Raw genomic sequence first — 19,527 nt, forward strand, 5'->3', positions numbered from 1 at the left:
TATGCACAGTTATGACTATTGGCTGATCATCGCCTTCTTTGCCGTGGTACTGGTGCCGGCACCGTTCCTGGGGCGGTTCTACTACAAGGTGATGGAAGGCCAGCGTACCTGGCTCAGCCCGGTACTGGGGCCGGTGGAAAACGCCTGTTATCGCTTGTCGGGTGTGGATGCACAGCAGGAACAAAGCTGGCAGAAGTACATGCTGGCCTTGCTCGCATTCAACCTCGCGGGCTTCTTACTGCTGTTCTCGATCCTGTTGTTCCAAGGCTCCCTCCCGCTCAACCCGCAGAAATTGCCGGGCCAGGAATGGACCCTGGCGTTCAACACCGCCGTCAGTTTCATGACCAACACCAACTGGCAGAACTACAGCGGTGAGGCGTCCCTGAGCTACCTCAGCCAGATGGTCGGCCTGACTGTGCAGAACTTCGTCAGTGCGGCGACTGGCCTAGCAGTCCTGGTCGCCTTATGCCGTGGGATTGGTCGCAAATCTGCCCAGACGCTGGGCAATTTCTGGGTCGACATGACCCGCGCCACCCTCTACGGCCTGCTGCCGTTGTGCCTGGTGCTGGCGCTGTTCCTGGTATGGCAGGGCGTGCCGCAAACCTTCGCCCATTACATTGATGCCGTGACGATGCAGGGCGTGGATCAAGTGATTCCGCTGGGCCCGGCGGCCAGCCAGATTGCGATCAAGCAACTGGGTACCAACGGCGGCGGCTTCTTCGGTGTGAACTCGGCGCATCCGTTCGAGGACCCGACGGCCTGGGCCAACCTGTTCGAAGTGGCTTCGATCATTCTGATCCCGGTAGCGTTGGTGTTTACCTTTGGCCACTACGTCAAAGACCTGCGTCAGAGCCGTGCCATCCTCGGTTGCATGCTGGCGCTGTTCCTGATCGGCGGCGCGACGTCGCTGTGGTCCGAATACCAGCCCAATCCAACGTTGAACAACCCGGCGGTGGAGCAAACCGCGCCACTGGAAGGTAAGGAAACACGCTTTGGCACCACCGGCACGGTGCTGTGGTCGGTGACCACCACCGCGGCGTCCAACGGTTCGGTCAACGGCATGCAGGACAGTCTCAGCCCCCTGAGTGGGATGGTGGCGTTGGTTAACATGATGGTCGGCGAAGTGATCTTCGGCGGCGTGGGTGCCGGGATGTACGGCATGTTGCTCAACGTGTTGATCGCGGTGTTCCTCGCCGGCCTGATGATTGGCCGCACTCCTGAATACCTGGGCAAGAAACTCCAGGCCAAGGAAGTGCAATTGCTGGTGGTGACCCTGCTGGTGATGCCGGTCGGTGTGCTGGTGCTGAGCTCCATCGCCGCCAGCCTGCCAGGCCCGGCAGGTGCCATCAGTAACCCCGGCCCCCACGGGTTCAGCCAGTTGCTGTACGCCTACACCTCGGCCAGCGCCAACAACGGTTCGGCGTTTGCCGGCCTCGGCGCCAATACCGCGTTCCATAACCTGATGCTTGGCCTGGGCATGTTGATCGGCCGCTTTGGCTACATCCTCCCGGTACTGGCCCTGGCCGGCAGCCTGGCGATGAAGAAGGCCGCACCGATTGGCCAGAACAGCTTCCCCACCCATGGCCCGCTGTTCGTCACCTTGTTGACCGTGACCATTTTGCTGGTGGGCGGCCTGACTTTCCTGCCGACGCTGGCGCTGGGTCCTATCGCTGAACACTTGAGCATGGCTGTTGCTAAATGAAGAGCCTAGGGGATATGAAAATGAATATGCCTGCAAAAAACGCGGCCCCGGTCAAACCCCAGGAGCCTGCCAAAACCGCCATCTCGGCCCTCTGGCGCCCGGCGCTGGTCCAGGCGTTCGTCAAGCTCGACCCACGCCAACTGCAACGCTCGCCGGTGATGCTGGTGGTCGAACTGACCGCCATCCTCACCACCGTGTTGTGCTTTGTGCCCGACACCACAGTGCCGACCTTTGTCGCCGTGCAAATCGCGGTGTGGCTGTGGTTCACCGTGCTGTTCGCCAACTTCGCCGAAGCCTTGGCCGAAGGCCGTGGCAAGGCCCGCGCCGATAGCCTCAAGGCCGGCAGCGAAGGCTTGAGCGCTCGGCGCCAGGAGGCCGATGGCAGCTTCAAGGTGGTGCCGGCCACCAGCCTGCGCAAAGGCGATGTGGTGCGTGTCGCCGCCGGCGAAATGATCCCCGGTGACGGTGAGGTCGTCGAAGGTATTGCCGCGGTCAACGAAGCGGCGATCACCGGCGAATCCGCTCCGGTGATCCGCGAGTCCGGCGGCGACCGCTCGGCCGTTACCGGCAACACACGGCTGGTCTCGGACTGGCTGCTGATCCGCATCACCGCCAACCCGGGTGAGTCCACGCTGGATCGCATGATTGCGTTGGTGGAAGGTGCCAAACGCCAGAAAACCCCCAACGAAGTCGCGCTGGATATCCTGCTGATCGGCCTGACCCTGATCTTCCTGCTGGTGGTGGTGACCCTGCAGCCGTTCGCCCACTTCGCCAATGGCAGCTTGCCCCTGGTGTTCCTGGTTGCGCTGCTGGTGACGCTGATTCCAACCACCATTGGTGGCTTGCTGTCGGCCATTGGCATTGCCGGCATGGACCGCCTGGTGCGCCTCAACGTGATCGCCAAGTCCGGTCGCGCCGTGGAAGCGGCGGGGGACGTGCATGTGTTGCTGCTGGACAAGACCGGCACCATCACCTTCGGTAACCGTCGCTGCTCGGCGGTGGTCGCCGCGCCTGGCGTCAGTGGCCGGGAATTGGCCGAAGGCGCGCTGCTGGCGTCACTGGCCGATGATACGGCGGAGGGCAAATCCATCGTCGAATACCTGCGTGCCTTGCACCCGCAGGCCGAGCCGAGCCTGGATGAATTGACCTCTGTACCTTTCAGTGCTGAAACCCGTCTGTCTGGTGTTGACTACCAGGGTCGCGTATTCCGCAAAGGCGCCGTGGACTCGCTGCTGGCGTTTATCGGTCAACAACGCAGCGAGCTTTTACCGCCACTGTCCCGTGAAATCGACAAGATCGCTCAAAGCGGCGGTACACCTTTGCTGGTGTGTGCCGATGGCAAGTTGCTCGGTGCAATCCATCTCAAGGACGTGGTCAAGCCCGGCATCCGCGAGCGGTTTGCCGAGTTGCGCAAGCTTGGGATCCGCACCGTGATGGTCACCGGCGACAACCCGCTGACCGCAGCCGCAATTGCCGCTGAAGCCGGTGTGGACGACGTGCTGGCCGAAGCCACGCCGGAGAAGAAACTCGCGCGTATTCGCCATGAGCAGAACGACGGCCGCCTGGTTGCCATGTGCGGCGACGGCGCCAACGACGCCCCGGCGCTGGCCCAGGCTGACGTCGGCATGGCGATGAACGATGGCACCCAGGCCGCGCGAGAAGCCGCCAATATGGTCGACCTCGACAGCGACCCGACCAAGCTGCTGGACGTGGTGCAGATCGGCAAGGAATTGCTGGTGACCCGTGGCGCGCTGACGACCTTTTCCATCGCCAACGATGTGGCCAAGTACTTCGCGATCCTGCCGGCGCTGTTCGCTACGATCTACCCGCAATTGGGCGTGCTCAACATCATGCACTTGCAGAGCCCGCAGAGCGCGATCCTGTCGGCCATCGTGTTCAACGCGTTGATTATCGTGGTGCTGATTCCCCTGGCCCTGCGCGGCGTGCGGGTGCAGGCAGCGAGTGCGGCGGCCTTGCTGCGACGCAACCTGCTGATCTACGGCCTGGGTGGGCTGTTGGTGCCGTTCGTGGGTATCAAGGCTATCGACATGCTGCTGACCGCGCTGCACTTGGTCTGACCTGATCGTTCCCACGCTCCGCGTGGGAATGCCGCCCCGGACGCTCCGCGTCCCACCGCACCACTGAATTGAGGAGTTTGAAATGTCCAACATCATCCGCCCAGCCCTGAGCCTGCTGGTACTCATGACCCTGATCACCGGCGTGGCCTACCCACTGGTGGTCACCGGCGTGGCGCAAGTGGCCTTCCCCGACCAGGCCAATGGCAGCCTGGTGCGCGACGCCAGCGGCAAGGTGCGCGGCTCCAGCCTGATCGCCCAGGACTTTACCGGCGACAACTGGTTTCACCCACGCCCGTCAGCCGGTGCTTTCGCGACGGTTTCCAGCAGTGCCAGTAACCTGGGGCCAAGCAATCCGGCCTTGGCGACCCGCATCGTCGAGGATGCCAACAAGCAATCGGTGCCTGGCCAGGGCCCGGTGCCATTGGCTTCGCTGACTACCTCTGGCAGCGGTCTTGATCCACACTTGCCACCACAGGCGATTGCCTATCAACTGGCGCGGGTAGCGGCGGCGCGGAATGTGCCGGTGGCGACTTTGCAGCGGTTGTTGGATGAGCACATCGAAAGCCCGTTGGTAGGGCCGCCCGTAGTAAACGTCCTGGCCCTGAACATGGCTTTGGAAGCGTTGTAAGCCAGGCGATCGCCATCGCGGGCAAGCCCGGCTCCCACATTTGGAATGCATTCCACTGTGGGAGTCGGGCTTGCCCGCGATGGCGGCCTTGAAGACTCTCGATAAATACCTGAAGGAACCCTCGAGCATGAGCGACTCCGGCCGCGCCGACGCCCTGTTAGCCGATCTGCCCCGTAACGGCCGTGGCCGGCTCAAAGTCTTCCTCGGCGCCGCGCCCGGCGTGGGCAAGACCTACGCGATGCTCCAGGCGGCCCACACCCAGCTGCGCCAAGGCGTAAGCCTGATTGCCGGTGTGGTCGAAACCCACGGCCGCGCCGAGACCGAAGCCTTGCTCAGCGGTCTGCCGCAACAACAGCTGTTACGCAGCGAGTACCGTGGCGTAATGCTTGAAGAAATGGACCTCGACGGCCTGCTCGCCGCCAAGCCCAAGCTGGTGCTGGTGGACGAACTGGCCCACAGCAACGCCCCCGGCAGCCGCCATGAAAAGCGCTGGCAAGACATTCAGGAACTGCTCGCCGCCGGCATCAACGTGTTCACTACGGTCAACGTCCAGCACCTGGAAAGCCTCAATGACCAGGTACGTGGCATCACCGGCGTGCAAGTACGTGAAACCCTGCCGGACTGGGTGCTGCAGGAGGCCGACGAACTGCTGCTGATCGACCTGCCTTCCCGTGAGCTGCTGGAGCGCCTGCGTGACGGCAAGGTGTACGTACCTGAGCAGGCGCGTGCGGCCATCGATGCGTTTTTTACCCAGACCAACCTCATGGCCCTGCGCGAGCTGGCCATGCAAACCGCCGCCGCCCACGTCGACGATGACCTGGCCCAGGGCTACCGCCAACTCGGCCAGGCCGCGCCGGCAGTCCGCGGGCGTCTGTTGGTCGGCGTAGATGGCGATGCACAAGCCGAACGCCTGGTGCGCCATGCCAGCCGGGTGGCCCAGCGTCGGCATTTGCCCTGGAGCCTGGTGCATGTCGATAACGGCCGGGCGCGGGACGAACAATCGCGCCTGCGCCTGCAGAACGCCCAGCAACTGGCGGAGCGGCTGGGTGGAGAAGTGGTGCTGCTGCGTGCCGGGGAAGTGGCCAAGACGCTGATCCAGCATGCCGCTGAACGCCGCGCCAGCTTGTTGCTGGTGGGGCAGTCGCGTATGCGCTGGAGGCGGCGCTTGTTCGGTGGCGGTTTGGCGGCGCGCCTGTTGCGCAATGCCCGGGGCTTGGAGATCAACGTCCTCGACAGCGATGACATGCCTGCACCGCCGCGCCTGCCGGATGTGCGCGGGTTGGTGTGGTTCGATTACGCTTTGGCCGTGGTTGCCACGGTGGTCGCTACTGCCGTGGCCTGGGCCGTATCCAGCCTGTTGCCGCTGCCGAATATCTCGCTGGTGTTTCTCGCTGCGGTGCTGCTGGTGGCGGTGCGCAGCAGCCTGGGGCCGTCCCTGGTGTGCGCGGCACTGTCGTTCATGACCTACGACTTTCTGTTTATCCCACCGAATTTTTCCTTCGCCATCCAGCGCGAGGAGGACGTGCTGACCCTGTTGTTCTTTCTGTTGATGGCGGCGTTGACCGGCAACCTCGCCGCACGCCAGCGTCGCCAGTTGCAGGCGCTGCGTGATACCCAGGAAGAAACCAGCGAGTTGCTCGACCTGTCGCGCAAGCTCACCGCTGCCACCGACCGCCAAGCCGTCATCAGCGCCGCCGCCCACCATCTGCAAGGTTGGAGCGACCTTGACCTGTGCCTGGTCAATCGTGACGGTCAGGGCGGCTGGAAGGTCGAGACCGGTGGCCCGTTGACCTTCACCGAAGCCGAACGCGCCGCCGCCGATTGGGCCTGGCAGCATGATCAGCCGGCCGGCATGGGCACCGGCACCTTGCCGTTTGGGCGTTGGTGGTGGTGGCCGCTGTCGGGTGAAGAGGGGCCGTTGGGCTTGCTCGGCGTCAGTGCCAAACCGGGCCTGGAGTTGAGTGGCCAACGTCGGCGCTTGCTCACTGCGTTGAGCCAGCCGCTGGCCCAGGCGCTGGCGCGGGCACAGCTGGGGCAGGAGTTGGAATCGGCGCGCCTGCACGGGGAAACCGAACAACTGCGCAGCGCTTTGCTCGCGTCTGTGTCCCACGACTTGCGCACGCCGTTGACCTCCATGCGCGGCAGCATCGACAGCCTGTTGGCCCTCGGTGAGGCCATTCCTTTGGAGGACCGCCGCGAGTTACTTGAGGGTACCCGTGATGAAGCCGAGCGCCTCGACCGCTATATCCAGAATCTGCTGGACATGACGCGCCTGGGCCACGGTGCGCTGAAACTGGCGCGCGATTGGGTGTCGCCCGGCGATATCGTCGGCAGTGCCCTTGGACGATTGCGCGCCGTGCTGGCGCCCTTGCAGGTGAGCACCGATGTGCCGTCGGAACTGCCGTTGTTGTATGTGCATGCTGCGTTGATCGAACAGGCACTGGTCAATGTGCTGGAAAACGCCGCACGGTTTTCGCCGCCCCAGGGCCGCTTGCAGTTGAGCGCGGGCGTGGCCGACCACCAGCTGTTTTTTGCCGTGGCCGATGAGGGCCCGGGGATTCCCGAGGATGAGCGGGCGAAGATTTTCGACATGTTCTACACCGCTGCCCGCGGTGATCGGGGCGGGCAGGGCACCGGCCTCGGCCTGGCGATCTGCCAGGGCATGGTCGGCGCGCACGGCGGGCATATCAGCGTGGCTGATGGCATTGAAGGACGGGGTACCTGCATCACTTTGTTTCTGCCGCTACAATCTCAACCTGGCTTGGACACTGACCTCTGAATGGCTCCTGAATGGGGTGATTTTTTAACGGATTTTGACGGACACCATGAGCCAGACCGCGACGATTCTCGTCATTGATGACGAACCGCAGATCCGCAAATTCCTGCGTATCAGCCTGGCCTCCCAGGGCTACAAGGTGATCGAGGCCGGCACCGGCAACGAAGGCCTGGCCCAGGCGGCCCTGAGCAAACCGGACTTGCTGGTGCTCGACCTGGGCTTGCCAGACATGGACGGCCAGCAAGTGCTGCGCGAGTTTCGCGAGTGGTCGACGGTGCCGGTGCTGGTGCTGTCGGTACGCGCCAGCGAAGGTCAGAAGGTCGAGGCCCTGGACGGTGGCGCCAATGACTATGTGACCAAGCCCTTCGGCATCCAGGAGTTTCTCGCCCGTGTGCGTGCATTGTTGCGCCAGGCGCCGGCGGGAGAGGCCCAGGAAGCCGCCCTGAGTTTTGGCCCGCTGACCGTAGACCTGGCCTATCGCCGCGTGCTGCTGGACGGTGCCGAAGTGGCGCTGACCCGCAAGGAATACGCGGTGCTCGCGCAGCTGGCACGTCATCCTGGGCGAGTGATTACCCAACAGCAGTTGCTCAAGGACATCTGGGGGCCGACCCATACCGAGGACAGCCACTACCTGCGTATCGTGGTGGGGCACCTGCGCCAGAAACTCGCGGATGACCCGACCCAGCCACGGTTTATCGTGACCGAGGCGGGGGTGGGGTATCGGCTGCTGGGTACTTGAGTTCACCGCTGCCTGAACAGGCCTCATCGGGGGCAAGCCCCCTCCCACATTTCGATCTGTGAATACATTCAAAGTGTGGGAGGGGGCTTGCCCCCGATGAGCATAGGTATCTACACAACTCTGTAGTGCTCAACGGTAACCACGATGCGAAGCGAGCCGCTCTTGATCTTGATCTCAGGCGCCCCGTTAAACCACGCTGGCCGGAATTCGACAGGGATTTGGGGGGTAAACCGGCAGGGATGCCGGTTTAGCCGCCCCGCGCCATGGATGGCGCGTGGCGGCGGCCCCCCAAATCACTGGCGGATTACGGGCACACCGAGCCTAGGCGAGGTGCCGAGTGGTGGGGCAAGAGCCCTTTGGTTACTTTGGGGCTCTTTTCCAAAGTGACCCGCTGTCAGAGCGGAACCCTAAGTGGCCGTTACCGCAGGAATGGATATGTACCCGGCATAGCTGTGTCGCCTGTCAGGCCGCCTTCGCGAGCAAGCCCGCTCCCACAGTTTGATTGCGGGGTGTCAGGTAGATTGGCATCGGCTGGCAGGCCGTCATCGCAGGCAAGCCAGCTCCCACATTTGGATCGCGGTGCGTCAGCTCGATCAGCGTCGGCTGTCAGTCCGTCACGGGAGCAAGCTCCCTCGCCACAGGTCCAGCGTCGCCCCAAAGTTGTGTAGATACCTATGCCCCGATGAGGCCATCAACAACACCCAGAATTTCAGGGCTGCTCACTCTCATACCGATCCAGCGTATCCCTGGCAATTTCCCGCCCCAGGGCGATCAGCTCCGGCGCCTTGTAGAACTCGAAAAATCGACACACCCGCTTCGGCACGTTGATCAGGATATCGGGCGGATACCCGGCGATCTTGTATTGCGCCAATGACGTCTGCATCACCTCGAAACTCTGGTTGATCAGGTCCAGCAGCGACGCAGGCCCGACGTTATCGATGATGAACGAACCCGTCGCCGACTTCGGTGCGCCGGCTTTCTCCGGCGCGGCGGCGGGTTGCTGGGATTCGGGTTCGGCTGACTCCAGCCACGGGTTGATCTCCGCTGCCTGGGCCTGCAAGGCCTCCTGCTCGAGCTTCATCAACTGCTCGGCCTGCTTGCGGCGAAACGGCAGGTGCGAGCCCAGCGACTTTGCCAGGCTGTTGAAGCGGCTCTTGAACGCTGGCGGACGTGGAATCACCGGTAGCTGGTAATGCTTCTGGTTGGTGGCATTGAGGTTGACCGCGATGATCAAGTCGCAGTGGCTCGACACCACCGGCACGATGGGCAGCGGGTTGAGCAGGCCACCGTCCACCAGCATGCGGTTGCCTTGCATCACCGGAGTGAACAAGCTGGGGATCGCTGCCGATGCGCGCATGGCCTGGTGCAGGCAGCCCTCCTGGAACCAGATTTCCTGCTGGTTGGTAAGGTCGGTGGCAACGGCGGTATAAGGGATGCGCAGTTCTTCGATATTGATCTCGCCGACGATCTTGCGGATCTGCCCGAAGACTTTTTCACCGCGAATCGCGCCCAGGCGAAAGCTCACATCCACCAGGCGCAGCACGTCGAGGTAGTCCAGGCTTTCGATCCAGTTGCGGTACTCGTCGAGCTTGCCAGCGGCGTAGATCCCACCCACCACGGCGCCCATGGAGCAACCGGCGATACAGGCGATGTCATAGCCGCGTCGTTCGATTTCTTCGATCACCCCGATATGGGCGTAGCCCCTGGCTCCCCCGGAGCCCAGCACTAAGGCAACACGTTTTTTCATGACCAGATCCTTCGAAAAACAGGTGCCCACAATGCACCCATCGGGGGGGTGGCTTCAATCTTCGGCTGGGCCTGCGATATTTTTCGAGGATAACCCTTGTGCTCGGGTATGCTCTGGCAATAGGTACTACCGATTTCAAGCTAAGGACAAGGCACTTTTTCCTGTGGGCAACGTCTACAGGCTACGAATGATTTTGCTTATTTGAGGTGTCATCAATGAAAGCCTGGATGTGTGTGCCTGTGATCGTGTTGGCCTTGGCCGGTTGTGCCGGCAAAACTGCCTACCGCGACAGCTGCGGCTCGCAATTGGACGCCGCCTGGAAAGAACTCGACCTGGCCAAGGCTGAAGGTTTCGCCGGCACCGTAAGTTATTCCAAGGCCCTGTCGCTGTTGACCGGCGCCAAGACCCAGCAGCAATTCGAAGCGTTTGAGGGCTGCTCCAAAAAAGCCGAAAAGGCGCGTTTCTATATTCGAGAGTCTCGCGCCGGGCGTTGACCTGTAGCGAGTAGGATTATTCATCGCAAAGTGAGGGCAGGATGTCAGCTTTGGTCAATCAGTTAGTCGCTCAGGTCATTGGCCTGGAAGTAGGGTTACTGAGCTGCCAGGCTCGCCTCGCCGCCGTCACCGACGCTGAAGCCCTGCATGATTTGCGCACCACCGTGCGCCGCCTGCGCAGCCTGTTGCGCCCTTTGCGCGGCCTGCCAGGTGTCGAGCAACTCGAGTTGGCCGCCAAGACTGTGGGTCAACTGACCACGCCGCTACGCGACCGAGAGGTCCTGGCGGCGTATTTGCATCAGCACGGATATCACGAGGCGGCTGATCGGCGTCTGCGCCTGCAACCTGAGACCTATCGCCAGGTGGCGCAGAGCCGGGAGTTGGCGCATCTGTTGCTGATCCTGGATGCCTTCCCCCGATTTATCCGCGCGGCCCAGCACCAGAAACTGCTCAAGGGCCTGCGCCCGCGCATCGAGAAGCGCCTGGCCAAGCAATGGCAGAAACTCGATGAAGCGCTGAAGGATCCCGAGCATGATCGCCACCGCCTGCGGTTGCTGATCAAGCGCGTGCGTTACGCCGCCGAGGCTTATCCCGAACTGGACAAGTTGCCTGCCAACGCCATGTCGCGGTTGAAGAAGGCCCAGGGTGCACTGGGTGACTGGCATGACTGTTGGCAATGGCTGGCCCAGGCCGGGCACCAGCCGGACCTGCAACCTTGTGTAGCGGTGTGGCAGCGCACCATGCTCAAGGCTCAAGGTCGCGCTGATGGTGTGCTGGACAAACTCAGCGCCGATTGTTTTTGAAGTGGTCCGGTTTTTGGCCGGAATAGGCGCTGTGCCTGCCGGATTCGATGGTTAAGATCCCTCCATCGATTTTCTTGATGTGAGGTCGCCATGCGCTTTAGTGATTTGCTCGACGCTGTCCGTAGCAACCCGCTGGATGTCACCATCCCGGCCGAATGGGCCCAGGGCCGTGCCACCTTTGGCGGCCTGGTCGCCGCCCTGCAATACGAGGCCCTGCGCGCCCAGGTGCCGGCGGATCGCCCCCTGCGCTCCCTGGCCATCACCTTTGTCGGCCCGGTAGCGCCGGACGTGCCCGCCAGTTATCAAGTCGAAGTGTTGCGCGAAGGCAAGGCCGTCAGCCAGTTGCTCGGCCGCGTGGTGCAGAACGGCGAAGTGGCGACCCTGGTCCAGGCCAGCTTTGGCGCGTCTCGAGCGTCGGAAATTGACGTGGCGAGCGAAGCGCCGCCGGTATTCAAACATTGGGATGAGTGTCAGGAGTTGCCCTACATCAAGGGCGTCACCCCTGAATTCATGCGCCATCTGGCAATGCGCTGGAGTGTCGGCGGCCTGCCGTTCACCGGTAACAAATCCCGCGACATGGGCGGTTGGGTGCGGTTGCGCGGGGATGTGAAAGAAGAGCCACTGACCGAGGCGCATATCCTCGCCCTGGTCGACGCCTGGCCGCCGGCCCTGTTGCCACACCTGAAAAAGCCCGCCCCGGGCAGCACACTGACCTGGACCATCGAGTTCATCCAGCCGCTGCAAGACCTGACCACCCTCGATTGGTGCCAATACCACGTCAACATCGAACATGCCCGCGACGGCTACGGCCATGCGGCCGCTGCGCTGTGGAGCCCGACTGGCGAGTTGATCGCCCTCAGTCGCCAGACCGTGGTGGTATTCGCCTGAGCCTCAGTGCCGGTGGCGCTGCCGCCAGGCGCGCCACCAGCCACCGCTCAACACAAAGCGCGGGAAGGTCACGAACTGCTCGACCACCAGCCGTTGCACCGCGTCTTTACGGTCACTGAACGGCTCACTGGCCTGGGCCTCCAGGCTATGACCATGACGCTGCAACGCCAGGCCCGCCACAATGCCAACCACTCCGACGGCGAAGCTGGCCAGGCTCAGGCTGAACACCCCCGAAACGATCAGCAGGAAGCCGACGATAAACAGCGGCACGGCAATCAGGTGCAGTGCCAGGTTGGTCGGGTGTTGATGGTTTTGTGGGTAGTGACGCCATTGCCAGGCGGGGAGATTGGGGTGACGTTTGCCCATGGTGGTGAATCCTCTGTCCGTTGAAATGACTTGAACAGAGCTTAGGTTCGAGCGGGCGAAGTAGCGAATCAAGGCTGGCTATGGGGGTCATAGTCTCGCTTTTGTAATGCTCGTTTAATAGCAGGCGGGGTCAGGATCTTTAATGTAAACAGAGGGGCCGCACAAGGATGGGTATTTTGTTCTAAATTCGATCAACGAGTCTGCCGACTCAGCCCTAACGACAAAAAAATTTTCGTGTTTTTGTACAGTCATTTGCAATCTATTGGGGGTGGGGATATTTTTTATAACGACATCACTCAGCCCGCCACAACTAAGACCAATTCGGCACGTGTTGAAGCCTTCTAAGGTCCATTTTTCTGGTGGTTTGTCTGGAATCTCAGGTATATCAAATGCAAGGGTTATATGAGATCTATTGTTGTCTATATCGATAGAAAACAAGACTATCTCTCCAATCGGGACCTGTATGGAGAAAGCTCTATTGAAAAAAATACTTCTATCGAATTCATTCCAAAATTTCATTTTTTACCTCGAAAATTATAGTGGTCTTTTGCACCCTTCAGTTTCCCGTGACGTGTGTCTCCAATTGGACGCAAATTGAAATGAGCTCCTTGATCGCCGAGGCCTCCGGGTGCTCCAAATTTATGTCCTACGCTGTGCTCTTGGATAACAATTTTCTGACTGTTTGCGCGTGTGAACTCATACTCTCTCGTGAGGATTGGCTTTCCATCATTACTTAGTATTTCTCTGCCCCTCATGTCTTTCATTCTGACATGTCTGATATGCCCGTAGCCTCCCTTTTCCTGATCAAAAGTTTCAAAGGCCAGAGGTCCCTTTCTAAGTATTTCTGAAACGTGCCTACTTTTGTCATATGCGTTCAACGCTGTAACCGCTTGCAATGATTGCAAGAACAGTCTCACCACTGCCAGACTTGAAGCAGTAAGTTGTAATTGCCTCATTTGGGTCAATACACACGTTCTCCTGCGAAAGAGTAGAGGTCTTTTCCTCATGCATATCGCATACTTCACTACCCGTTGAGCTTAATCTATGAAAGGAAATTAAATTGTGAAAGGTGATTAAGAAAGTTTGTTCTTGTTGGTCCGTAAAGACCATTAATAGCTCATCTCGTTTAGCGGTTAGTTGGTCGATGACTCCATCCAAAAAAGAGAATTTTCCTGTGTTGGAATGAGTTTTTTCTGTTGGTGCTGGTTTCCAGAATTTCAAACCTAGTAAATGTCTTTCCATGTCATCCATATCATCGTCGCCGATAGAGTCGTCAAAATGATGAGAGATTATCGTGCGAACCCTTGCAAGACGTTTGGTGATCTCGCAGTTGTCGATGAAGTCAGTAGTTATTCTTCTATATTCTTCCACTGCGCCAGGTTTGTCAGTATAAAAGCTGCCAATTTTGTGAAGAGATATCAATATGAATTCAATTTCTTTCAAGGCTTCAAGCGCTTCCTCGCCTGCAAGTATTATTTCTTTGTTCTTCTCTAGCATTACTTTCTTCTCGTGAATGTAGGGTTGTTTATTTCTAAATTCCCTCTTACGGTTAGCTCCATGATGTTATACCTAGGGTTTTTCACCCATTCTAATCTTGATTCAGGTACATCCATCTCAATGTAGTCTCGACCCTTGCCTTGTTCAGCCTGGGAGATGTACTTGAGCAGTTTCTCGCTGTTGGATTTGAGGTTCGCGAGCAGGTCATACAGCTCGGTGATGTTGTCCCACAGATTGTAGAAGGCCTTGCCAATCCCGGATGCAAAGGCAATGCCCTGTAGGCCGCTGCGCTTGTAGGCTGGCGCTTGGGAAAAGTCTGCCCACTGAGGCTTGAAACGCTCGTCCCATTGTTTACGCAGATCAGCTTCCAGCCCCGCAATCACTGACCCGTAGGAGGCATACAGCGCCTTGACGTGATCCTTGGAAACATTGGGGTAAAAGGTGATCTGGTAGCGCTGGTCGCGGCTGCAGTCGTTGACTTCAAGAGTGCCGCTGGGGCCAATGGTGTGGTGGATCGGCGCGCCCACCGGGCTGCCATCCTGGGCAATGGCTTGCAGCATCACCCGGGTGTTGCCGATGGGGACGAATTGGGTACTTTCGAACAGATGCACCAGGGTCAACCCACCCTGGGCTTTGCATTGAGCGACCGTGCGGCTGGGCTTGTCGGAAGAAATCGGCGCGACCAGTGCGACGTCTTCCCCGACCTTGAACACTTGCTCCACAGTCAGTGCCGAGCCACTCAACAGGCTGTCGGCCCACTCATCGAAGGTGTTCAGGCAGGTGCGAAAATCGGCTAAAACGCGACTGACGTCCGGCGCTTTGGGATCCATGGGCGCCAGCACAAAGCTGGCAAGCGCCGGAATCAAGAGACAGCCCCGGCAACCAGGGCTCTACCGAAAAAAACCACCTGCAATCCCTCGCACTGTTTGATCAGGCGAGGGACTTTGCAGGGGTTCTTAGGTAAAAGAAGTCGGCGTTATTCGCGGGGATGGCGAGGAAGTTTCGCCTTAACTTCAGGTAAACCGAGACTTGGCGGTAGGAATTAGATTACAGGCGAAAAAAGCCTTACAGCTTCAGTTGCCCGATTGCCTTGCTCAACTCCCCAGCCAGCGTCGCCAGTTCATTGCTGGTAGTCGCCGACGCCACGGTCTGCTGCACGGTGTTTTCAGTCACATCGCGAATGCTCACCACGGCCCGGTTCATCTCTTCGGCGACATGGCTTTGCTGTTCGGCGGCCACGGCGATCTGGGTGTTGCTCTCGCGCATCTGTGCCACGGCACCGGTGATTTCAGCCAGTGCGGCGCCGGCTTCCAGGGCTTGTTGCACACAGTCGTCGGCTTTGAATGAGCTTTCCTGCATGAAATCCACCGCGTCGCGGGTGCCGGCCTGAAGCGCGGAGACCATGCGAGTGATTTCGTCGGTGGAGCTTTGCACGCGCTTGGCCAGGCTACGCACCTCGTCAGCGACCACTGCAAACCCTCGGCCCATATCTCCAGCGCGGGCGGCTTCGATGGCGGCGTTGAGGGCGAGCAGGTTGGTCTGTTCGGCAATGCTGTGGATCACCCCGACCACGCCGTTGATTTTCTGGCTGTCTTCGGCGAGTTTCTGGATCATCTCGGCGGTCTGTTGCACGCCAGTGGACAGCCCGGCAATCGAACGCTGTACCCGGGTGACCACGTCCTGGCCGCTGCCGGCGAGGGTGTCGGCGGTCTGGGACAAGTCGCGGGTGGCGCCGGCGTGCTGGGCGATATGGTGGACAGTGGTGGTCATCTCGTTGATGGCGGTGGCGGCCTGGTCGGTTTCGCTTTGCTGGCCAAGCATGCCGTGCTGCACCTGGTTCATGCTGCTGGCCAGGCGGGCGGCGCCGTCATCCAGTTGCCGGGCGGTGCGTGCCACGGTATTGACCACGCGTTGGTAGCCGGCTTGCATGGCGTTGAAGGCACTGGCCATCTGGCCGACTTCATCCTTGCTGGCCAGGGGGACGCGGGCCGACAGGTCACCGGTTTTCTCAACGTGCAGCATCACGTCCTTGAGGGTGTTGAGTTGGCTGAGCAGGAAGCGGATCAACAGTTGCGAGGCTCCGAGCATGGCTAGCATGAGGATGGCCACGGCGACGGCGTAGTTGGCGAAGCGTTCACTGAACACTTGGCTCAGGCTCGGCGCGTAAGCCAGTACGGCGATGTGTTGACCGTCGGCGCGGCTGATCACCTCGGCGCCTATCAGTGGGTTTTTGCCGAACAACGGCATGTGATTGAGCTCGACCCAACCGCTGGCAGTGCTCAAGTCTGACAGATCAAAGTCGGCCAATTGTGGGCTCTGCCCTTGGGCATAGGTCAGCCAATGCTCGCTGGTGGGCAGGACTTTGTCGGCTGGCCACGCGCTGAGCAATCGCCCCTGGGCCTGGGCCGATGCCTGGGACGCATGGCTGCGCGCCTGTTGTTCAAGCTGCACGGCGTACAGCACCAACAGCAGGGTGGTAACGAAGGCGACCGCATTGACGGCCCAGAACTTGTACTTGAGCGAGATATTGCTAATCCAGGCACCCATGAAGGTTTTCTCTGATAGCGGAAACAGCATTGGCAAGGTGCCATTATTGTGCCGCTATCCAGCAGATGAGTTTTGACATGGGTCAATGGGCCGCATCACTCCACGGCAGGCAAGCCGAAAAAGGCGCGGGCGCAAGCGGTGCTATGGGCTGCCAGGTCTTGCATGGTTTCGTTGCGGTGCAGGGCAACCTCGCGCAATACCTCAGGCAAGTACGCCGGTTCATTGCGGCCATTCTTTGGTTTGGGGCGCAGAGTGCGTGGTAGCAGGTACGGGGCGTCGCTTTCCAGCATCAGACGGCCGCGGGGAATTTCCCTGACCAGTGGATGCAGGTGCGTCCCACGGCGCTCATCGCAGATCCAGCCGGTAATGCCAATATGCAGGTCGAGGTCCAGGTAACTGAACAGCGCCGCTTGTTCGCCGGTGAAGCAATGCACCACTGCGGCGGGCAGGTGGTCGCGGTAATCCTTGAGGATCTCCAGCAGGCGTTGGTTGGCGTCGCGTTCGTGGAGAAATACCGGAAGTTTCAGCTCGCTAGCCAGGGCCAGGTGCGCTTCTAGGACTTTTTCCTGCTGTGGGCGAGGGGAGAAGTCCCGGTTGAAATCCAGCCCGCATTCACCCACGGCGCGCACCCGGCTTTCGCCGAGCAAGCCACGCAAGCGTTGGGCGCTGTCGCCATTCCAGTCGCTGGCGGAGTGAGGATGGATACCGGCAGTACTGAACAGGCGTTGGGCGCTTTCATCGTGTTTTACACACAGCTCCAGCGCCTGTTCGCTGCCCTCGATGCTGGTGCCGGTGAGCACCAATTGCTGCACGCCAGCGGAGTAGGCGCGCTCGAGAACGGCCTGGTGCCTCTCGTCGAAACTGGGGTTGGTCAGGTTGACGCCAATATCAATGAGTTGCATGGTGCTATCTCCGCCTGCGGCCGGAAAGCATATCAGAGCTGTAGATTTATAAGAAAAACCAAGAACTACAACGCGTTATCGCTGTCTTTGAACGTCACAAGCGACATTGTGGTTGGGCTGTTGCCCGTCACTGTGCCGCCGTTGCGCGCTTTGCCAGCGCTTAAAGTGCTCTGTTTCTGACCTCCAGCACTTCGTTATTCGCGAAGGCGCTGGCCAGTATTCTTTCCGGAGAGCGGATGATCCGACCCTCGGCGTTGCTTGTGTTGTGCCTGACGTTGCTGCTGCCCATGGCGGCGGTCGCGCGTCTGGACGGGCCGCTGGAGGTGACCAAGCCCGGCAAGGTGCGTGACCTCGCGCAAATTCGTTCCAGTCGCACCCTGCGTGTGCTGGTCAATCAGAGCCGCAACAGCTCCGGTGAAGTGCAGGGCCAGTCCATCGGTGTCGAATACCATCGGTTGCGCGCCTTCGAGCAATACCTCAACGGCCATGCTCGCGATGGGCAAGAAATAAACCTCAAGATCATCCCCAAGGCCAAGGACCAATTACTCGGCGCGTTGGCCCGTGGCGAAGGCGACTTGGTGGCTCCCGGTGAGTTGCTGGATGTGAAGGCCGTACACAAGATCAGTACCAGCGAGCCGATTGCCAGTGGCGTGCCGTTGTGGCTGGTCGGCGTCAAGGGAGAGCGACGGTTCACCCGCTTGGAGCAGTTGTCTGGTCGTACACTGACGCTGACCACTGGCAGTGCGGCGGCGGATGCCATCAGCCAGGTCAATCAGAAACTGGCCCTGCACAAGCGTCCGCCCGTGAAGGTGGAATGGGTCGATCCGAGCCTGGCGGTAGAGGATGTGCTGGAGATGGTCCAGGCCGGGATCTTTCACCTGACTATCGTTGAAAAGCCGATTGCCGAGCGTTGGTCGAAAATCCTGCCCAAGTTGCGCTTTGACAAGCAGGTCGTGATCAGCGAACCGGGCGACGAGTTCTGGTTCGTGCGCCAGGACGCGTCGATGCTGCGCGCCAGTATTGATCGGTTTCTCAAGACCTATCGAACGCCTTCCGACCAGGACGTGGCGTTTCAGCTCATCTATCGACGCCTCTATCAGGTGCGCAATCCGCTGGCCCGCGTCGACCGTCAACGCCTGGAAAAACTGCGCCCGATCCTGCAAAAACATGCGCGTGAGCAAGGCATGGACTGGTTGAACCTGGCGGCACTGGCGTACAAGGAATCGTCACTGGACCCGGGCGCTCGCAACAGTGGCGGCCCGACCGGCCTGATGCAGATCACACCTTCGGCGGCGCAGCGGGTAGGGGTGAGCAATATCGAGAGTCTCGACAGCAACGTGCAAGCCGGCGCGCGTTACCTGGCGATGATCCGCCGCAAGTTTTTCTCCAGTCCCAAGCTCAACGAGCGCGAGCGCATGGCCTTTGTGCTGGCGGCGTACAACATGGGGCCGGAGCGCGTACAGGGTATGCGCACCGAGGCCAGGCGCCGCGGGCTCAACCCCAACCAGTGGTTCTTCCAGGTTGAACGCATTGCCATGGAGCAGGTAGGAATGGGCGGCGTCAGCTATGTTAATAGCGTCAATAAGTATTACTTGGCGTTCGATCGGGTGCGAGAGTCCCTTGAACCGCCAGCGCCGAAAATTGCCTCGCGAAAATAATCGAATTTATTGATATTGATTAAGCAATTTTTCGGCTTTTAACATTGCTTAAACTGATTAATATAGCGGCCAACCAACCCCTACCTGGAAAAGGATTTATTACATGAGCCCTATGATTACCCGTGTTCTGTCCACCCGCGCCGGTTACGGCCTGACTATTCTGCGCATTTTCGTCGGCATCATTTTTGCCGCCCACGGTTCGCAAAAGCTGTTCGGCTGGTTTGGCGGTGGTGGCCTGGCCGGTACTGCGCAATGGATGGAAAGCATCGGCCTGGCGCCGGGCACTCTGATGGCGGTGTTGTCGGGCGGCACAGAGTTTTTCGCCGGGCTGGCGTTGATCATTGGCTTGCTTGCGCGACCTGCGGCATTGGGCTTGACCTTCCTGACCCTGGTGGCGATCTTTTCTGTCCACATCCATAACGGTCTGTTCATGGCCAACAACGGTTATGAGTTCGCACTGGCCCTGCTCGGCGGCTCGCTGGCGGTGTTGCTGGAAGGTGCCGGTAAGCTCTCGGTCGACCGCGCAATCGCTAACTGATCGCTTCACAAGCTACGGAAAAGGCCCGCATGTGCGGCAATGCTGTTCACTTAAGCGGAGCAGCTTTGCGGTTAACCGGATACCGGGTTTTTGACATTTTCACCGCCCTGGGCCTCGCCGGTCTGGGGCGTTTTGTTATGAAGAGCACGCCGATGCTGCCCCGA

At 60.1% G+C, this 19,527-nt stretch carries 17 protein-coding genes and 1 pseudogene; 10 read left to right on the forward strand and 8 right to left on the reverse strand.

What is annotated here, in order from left to right; translation table 11 throughout:
• The first annotated feature begins 1 nt into the window (after position 1).
• The 5 genes from kdpA to TU73_RS18380 all read left to right on the forward strand — a co-directional run bounded on the left by kdpA (position 2) and on the right by TU73_RS18380 (position 7,923).
• Positions 2-1,702 carry a potassium-transporting ATPase subunit KdpA gene (gene kdpA, locus TU73_RS18360; protein ID WP_057013404.1) on the forward strand — a complete coding sequence of 567 codons (1,701 nt, stop codon included), beginning with the start codon at positions 2-4 and terminating at the stop codon, positions 1,700-1,702.
• 20 nt (positions 1,703-1,722) lie between these two features.
• Entirely contained in the window at positions 1,723-3,780 is a 2,058-nt protein-coding gene (kdpB, locus tag TU73_RS18365) for a potassium-transporting ATPase subunit KdpB (RefSeq protein ID WP_173668891.1), read from the forward strand.
• A gap of 82 nt (positions 3,781-3,862) precedes the next feature.
• Positions 3,863-4,408: a potassium-transporting ATPase subunit KdpC gene (gene kdpC / locus TU73_RS18370; protein WP_057013406.1), complete on the forward strand. Its 546-nt coding sequence runs from the start codon at positions 3,863-3,865 to the stop codon at positions 4,406-4,408.
• 127 nt (positions 4,409-4,535) lie between these two features.
• Positions 4,536-7,187 (forward strand): sensor histidine kinase, encoded by a 2,652-nt coding sequence (locus TU73_RS18375; protein ID WP_057013407.1) that lies wholly within the window; start codon positions 4,536-4,538, stop codon positions 7,185-7,187.
• A gap of 46 nt (positions 7,188-7,233) precedes the next feature.
• Positions 7,234-7,923, forward strand: a complete 690-nt coding sequence (locus TU73_RS18380) for a response regulator (protein ID WP_046071567.1) — start codon at positions 7,234-7,236, stop codon at positions 7,921-7,923.
• 709 nt (positions 7,924-8,632) lie between these two features.
• On the opposite strand, the gene TU73_RS18385 is transcribed toward TU73_RS18380, so the two are convergent.
• Positions 8,633-9,670, reverse strand: a complete 1,038-nt coding sequence (locus TU73_RS18385) for a patatin-like phospholipase family protein (protein WP_057013408.1) — start codon at positions 9,668-9,670, stop codon at positions 8,633-8,635.
• 215 nt (positions 9,671-9,885) lie between these two features.
• Between TU73_RS18385 and TU73_RS18390 the strand changes: the two genes are divergently transcribed.
• The 3 genes from TU73_RS18390 to TU73_RS18400 all read left to right on the forward strand — a co-directional run bounded on the left by TU73_RS18390 (position 9,886) and on the right by TU73_RS18400 (position 11,855).
• On the forward strand, positions 9,886-10,164 hold the full coding sequence (locus tag TU73_RS18390; protein ID WP_057013409.1) for a hypothetical protein: 279 nt from the start codon (positions 9,886-9,888) through the stop codon (positions 10,162-10,164).
• Between the two features lie 41 nt (positions 10,165-10,205).
• On the forward strand, positions 10,206-10,967 hold the full coding sequence (locus tag TU73_RS18395; RefSeq protein ID WP_057013410.1) for a CHAD domain-containing protein: 762 nt from the start codon (positions 10,206-10,208) through the stop codon (positions 10,965-10,967).
• A gap of 90 nt (positions 10,968-11,057) precedes the next feature.
• Positions 11,058-11,855: an acyl-CoA thioesterase gene (locus TU73_RS18400; RefSeq protein WP_057013411.1), complete on the forward strand. Its 798-nt coding sequence runs from the start codon at positions 11,058-11,060 to the stop codon at positions 11,853-11,855.
• Positions 11,856-11,858: 3 nt separating this feature from the next.
• Here the strand turns inward: TU73_RS18400 and TU73_RS18405 are convergent, their stop codons facing one another.
• The 7 genes and pseudogenes from TU73_RS18405 to TU73_RS18425 all read right to left on the reverse strand — a co-directional run bounded on the left by TU73_RS18405 (position 11,859) and on the right by TU73_RS18425 (position 17,167).
• Positions 11,859-12,221: an Mpo1-like protein gene (locus TU73_RS18405; RefSeq protein ID WP_043047418.1), complete on the reverse strand. Its 363-nt coding sequence runs from the start codon at positions 12,219-12,221 to the stop codon at positions 11,859-11,861.
• A 114-nt stretch (positions 12,222-12,335) separates the two neighbouring features.
• On the reverse strand, positions 12,336-12,740 hold the full coding sequence (locus TU73_RS28470; RefSeq protein WP_082642633.1) for an Imm50 family immunity protein: 405 nt from the start codon (positions 12,738-12,740) through the stop codon (positions 12,336-12,338).
• Positions 12,737-13,177 (reverse strand): HNH/endonuclease VII fold putative polymorphic toxin, encoded by a 441-nt coding sequence (locus TU73_RS29520; protein ID WP_342342190.1) that lies wholly within the window; start codon positions 13,175-13,177, stop codon positions 12,737-12,739. The genes TU73_RS28470 and TU73_RS29520 overlap by 4 nt, the downstream gene beginning before the upstream one ends.
• Positions 13,086-13,718, reverse strand: coding sequence for a hypothetical protein (locus tag TU73_RS29370; protein ID WP_057013412.1), 633 nt, complete (start codon positions 13,716-13,718; stop codon positions 13,086-13,088). The genes TU73_RS29520 and TU73_RS29370 overlap by 92 nt, the downstream gene beginning before the upstream one ends.
• A gap of 143 nt (positions 13,719-13,861) precedes the next feature.
• A pseudogene (locus tag TU73_RS18415) lies at positions 13,862-14,584 on the reverse strand (type IV secretion protein Rhs); the annotation flags it as partial.
• A gap of 199 nt (positions 14,585-14,783) precedes the next feature.
• On the reverse strand, positions 14,784-16,265 hold the full coding sequence (locus tag TU73_RS18420) for a methyl-accepting chemotaxis protein (protein ID WP_057013420.1): 1,482 nt from the start codon (positions 16,263-16,265) through the stop codon (positions 14,784-14,786).
• 95 nt (positions 16,266-16,360) lie between these two features.
• Entirely contained in the window at positions 16,361-17,167 is an 807-nt protein-coding gene (locus TU73_RS18425) for a TatD family hydrolase (RefSeq protein ID WP_057013414.1), read from the reverse strand.
• Between the two features lie 236 nt (positions 17,168-17,403).
• Between TU73_RS18425 and TU73_RS18430 the strand changes: the two genes are divergently transcribed.
• Both TU73_RS18430 and TU73_RS18435 read left to right on the forward strand, forming a co-directional pair.
• Entirely contained in the window at positions 17,404-18,825 is a 1,422-nt protein-coding gene (locus tag TU73_RS18430; protein WP_057013415.1) for an MltF family protein, read from the forward strand.
• 103 nt (positions 18,826-18,928) lie between these two features.
• Entirely contained in the window at positions 18,929-19,363 is a 435-nt protein-coding gene (locus TU73_RS18435) for a DoxX family protein (RefSeq protein WP_043050788.1), read from the forward strand.
• The last annotated feature ends 164 nt before the right edge of the window (positions 19,364-19,527 follow it).

The organism is Pseudomonas libanensis, from assembly GCF_001439685.1.
Classification (GTDB): Bacteria; Pseudomonadota; Gammaproteobacteria; order Pseudomonadales; family Pseudomonadaceae; genus Aquipseudomonas; species Aquipseudomonas libanensis.

What these genes read in the sequence shown, in the direction of transcription:
- kdpA (WP_057013404.1), top strand. Translation starts at nt 2, where the DNA reads ATGCACAGTTATGACTATTGGCTGATCATCGCCTTCTTTGCCGTGGTA.
- kdpB (WP_173668891.1), top strand. Translation starts at nt 1,723, where the DNA reads ATGAATATGCCTGCAAAAAACGCGGCCCCGGTCAAACCCCAGGAGCCT.
- kdpC (WP_057013406.1), top strand. Translation starts at nt 3,863, where the DNA reads ATGTCCAACATCATCCGCCCAGCCCTGAGCCTGCTGGTACTCATGACC.
- TU73_RS18375 (WP_057013407.1), top strand. Translation starts at nt 4,536, where the DNA reads ATGAGCGACTCCGGCCGCGCCGACGCCCTGTTAGCCGATCTGCCCCGT.
- TU73_RS18380 (WP_046071567.1), top strand. Translation starts at nt 7,234, where the DNA reads ATGAGCCAGACCGCGACGATTCTCGTCATTGATGACGAACCGCAGATC.
- TU73_RS18385 (WP_057013408.1), bottom strand. Translation starts at nt 9,670, where the DNA reads ATGAAAAAACGTGTTGCCTTAGTGCTGGGCTCCGGGGGAGCCAGGGGC.
- TU73_RS18390 (WP_057013409.1), top strand. Translation starts at nt 9,886, where the DNA reads ATGAAAGCCTGGATGTGTGTGCCTGTGATCGTGTTGGCCTTGGCCGGT.
- TU73_RS18395 (WP_057013410.1), top strand. Translation starts at nt 10,206, where the DNA reads ATGTCAGCTTTGGTCAATCAGTTAGTCGCTCAGGTCATTGGCCTGGAA.
- TU73_RS18400 (WP_057013411.1), top strand. Translation starts at nt 11,058, where the DNA reads ATGCGCTTTAGTGATTTGCTCGACGCTGTCCGTAGCAACCCGCTGGAT.
- TU73_RS18405 (WP_043047418.1), bottom strand. Translation starts at nt 12,221, where the DNA reads ATGGGCAAACGTCACCCCAATCTCCCCGCCTGGCAATGGCGTCACTAC.
- TU73_RS28470 (WP_082642633.1), bottom strand. Translation starts at nt 12,740, where the DNA reads ATGAAATTTTGGAATGAATTCGATAGAAGTATTTTTTTCAATAGAGCT.
- TU73_RS29520 (WP_342342190.1), bottom strand. Translation starts at nt 13,177, where the DNA reads ATGAGGCAATTACAACTTACTGCTTCAAGTCTGGCAGTGGTGAGACTG.
- TU73_RS29370 (WP_057013412.1), bottom strand. Translation starts at nt 13,718, where the DNA reads ATGCTAGAGAAGAACAAAGAAATAATACTTGCAGGCGAGGAAGCGCTT.
- TU73_RS18420 (WP_057013420.1), bottom strand. Translation starts at nt 16,265, where the DNA reads ATGGGTGCCTGGATTAGCAATATCTCGCTCAAGTACAAGTTCTGGGCC.
- TU73_RS18425 (WP_057013414.1), bottom strand. Translation starts at nt 17,167, where the DNA reads ATGCAACTCATTGATATTGGCGTCAACCTGACCAACCCCAGTTTCGAC.
- TU73_RS18430 (WP_057013415.1), top strand. Translation starts at nt 17,404, where the DNA reads ATGATCCGACCCTCGGCGTTGCTTGTGTTGTGCCTGACGTTGCTGCTG.
- TU73_RS18435 (WP_043050788.1), top strand. Translation starts at nt 18,929, where the DNA reads ATGAGCCCTATGATTACCCGTGTTCTGTCCACCCGCGCCGGTTACGGC.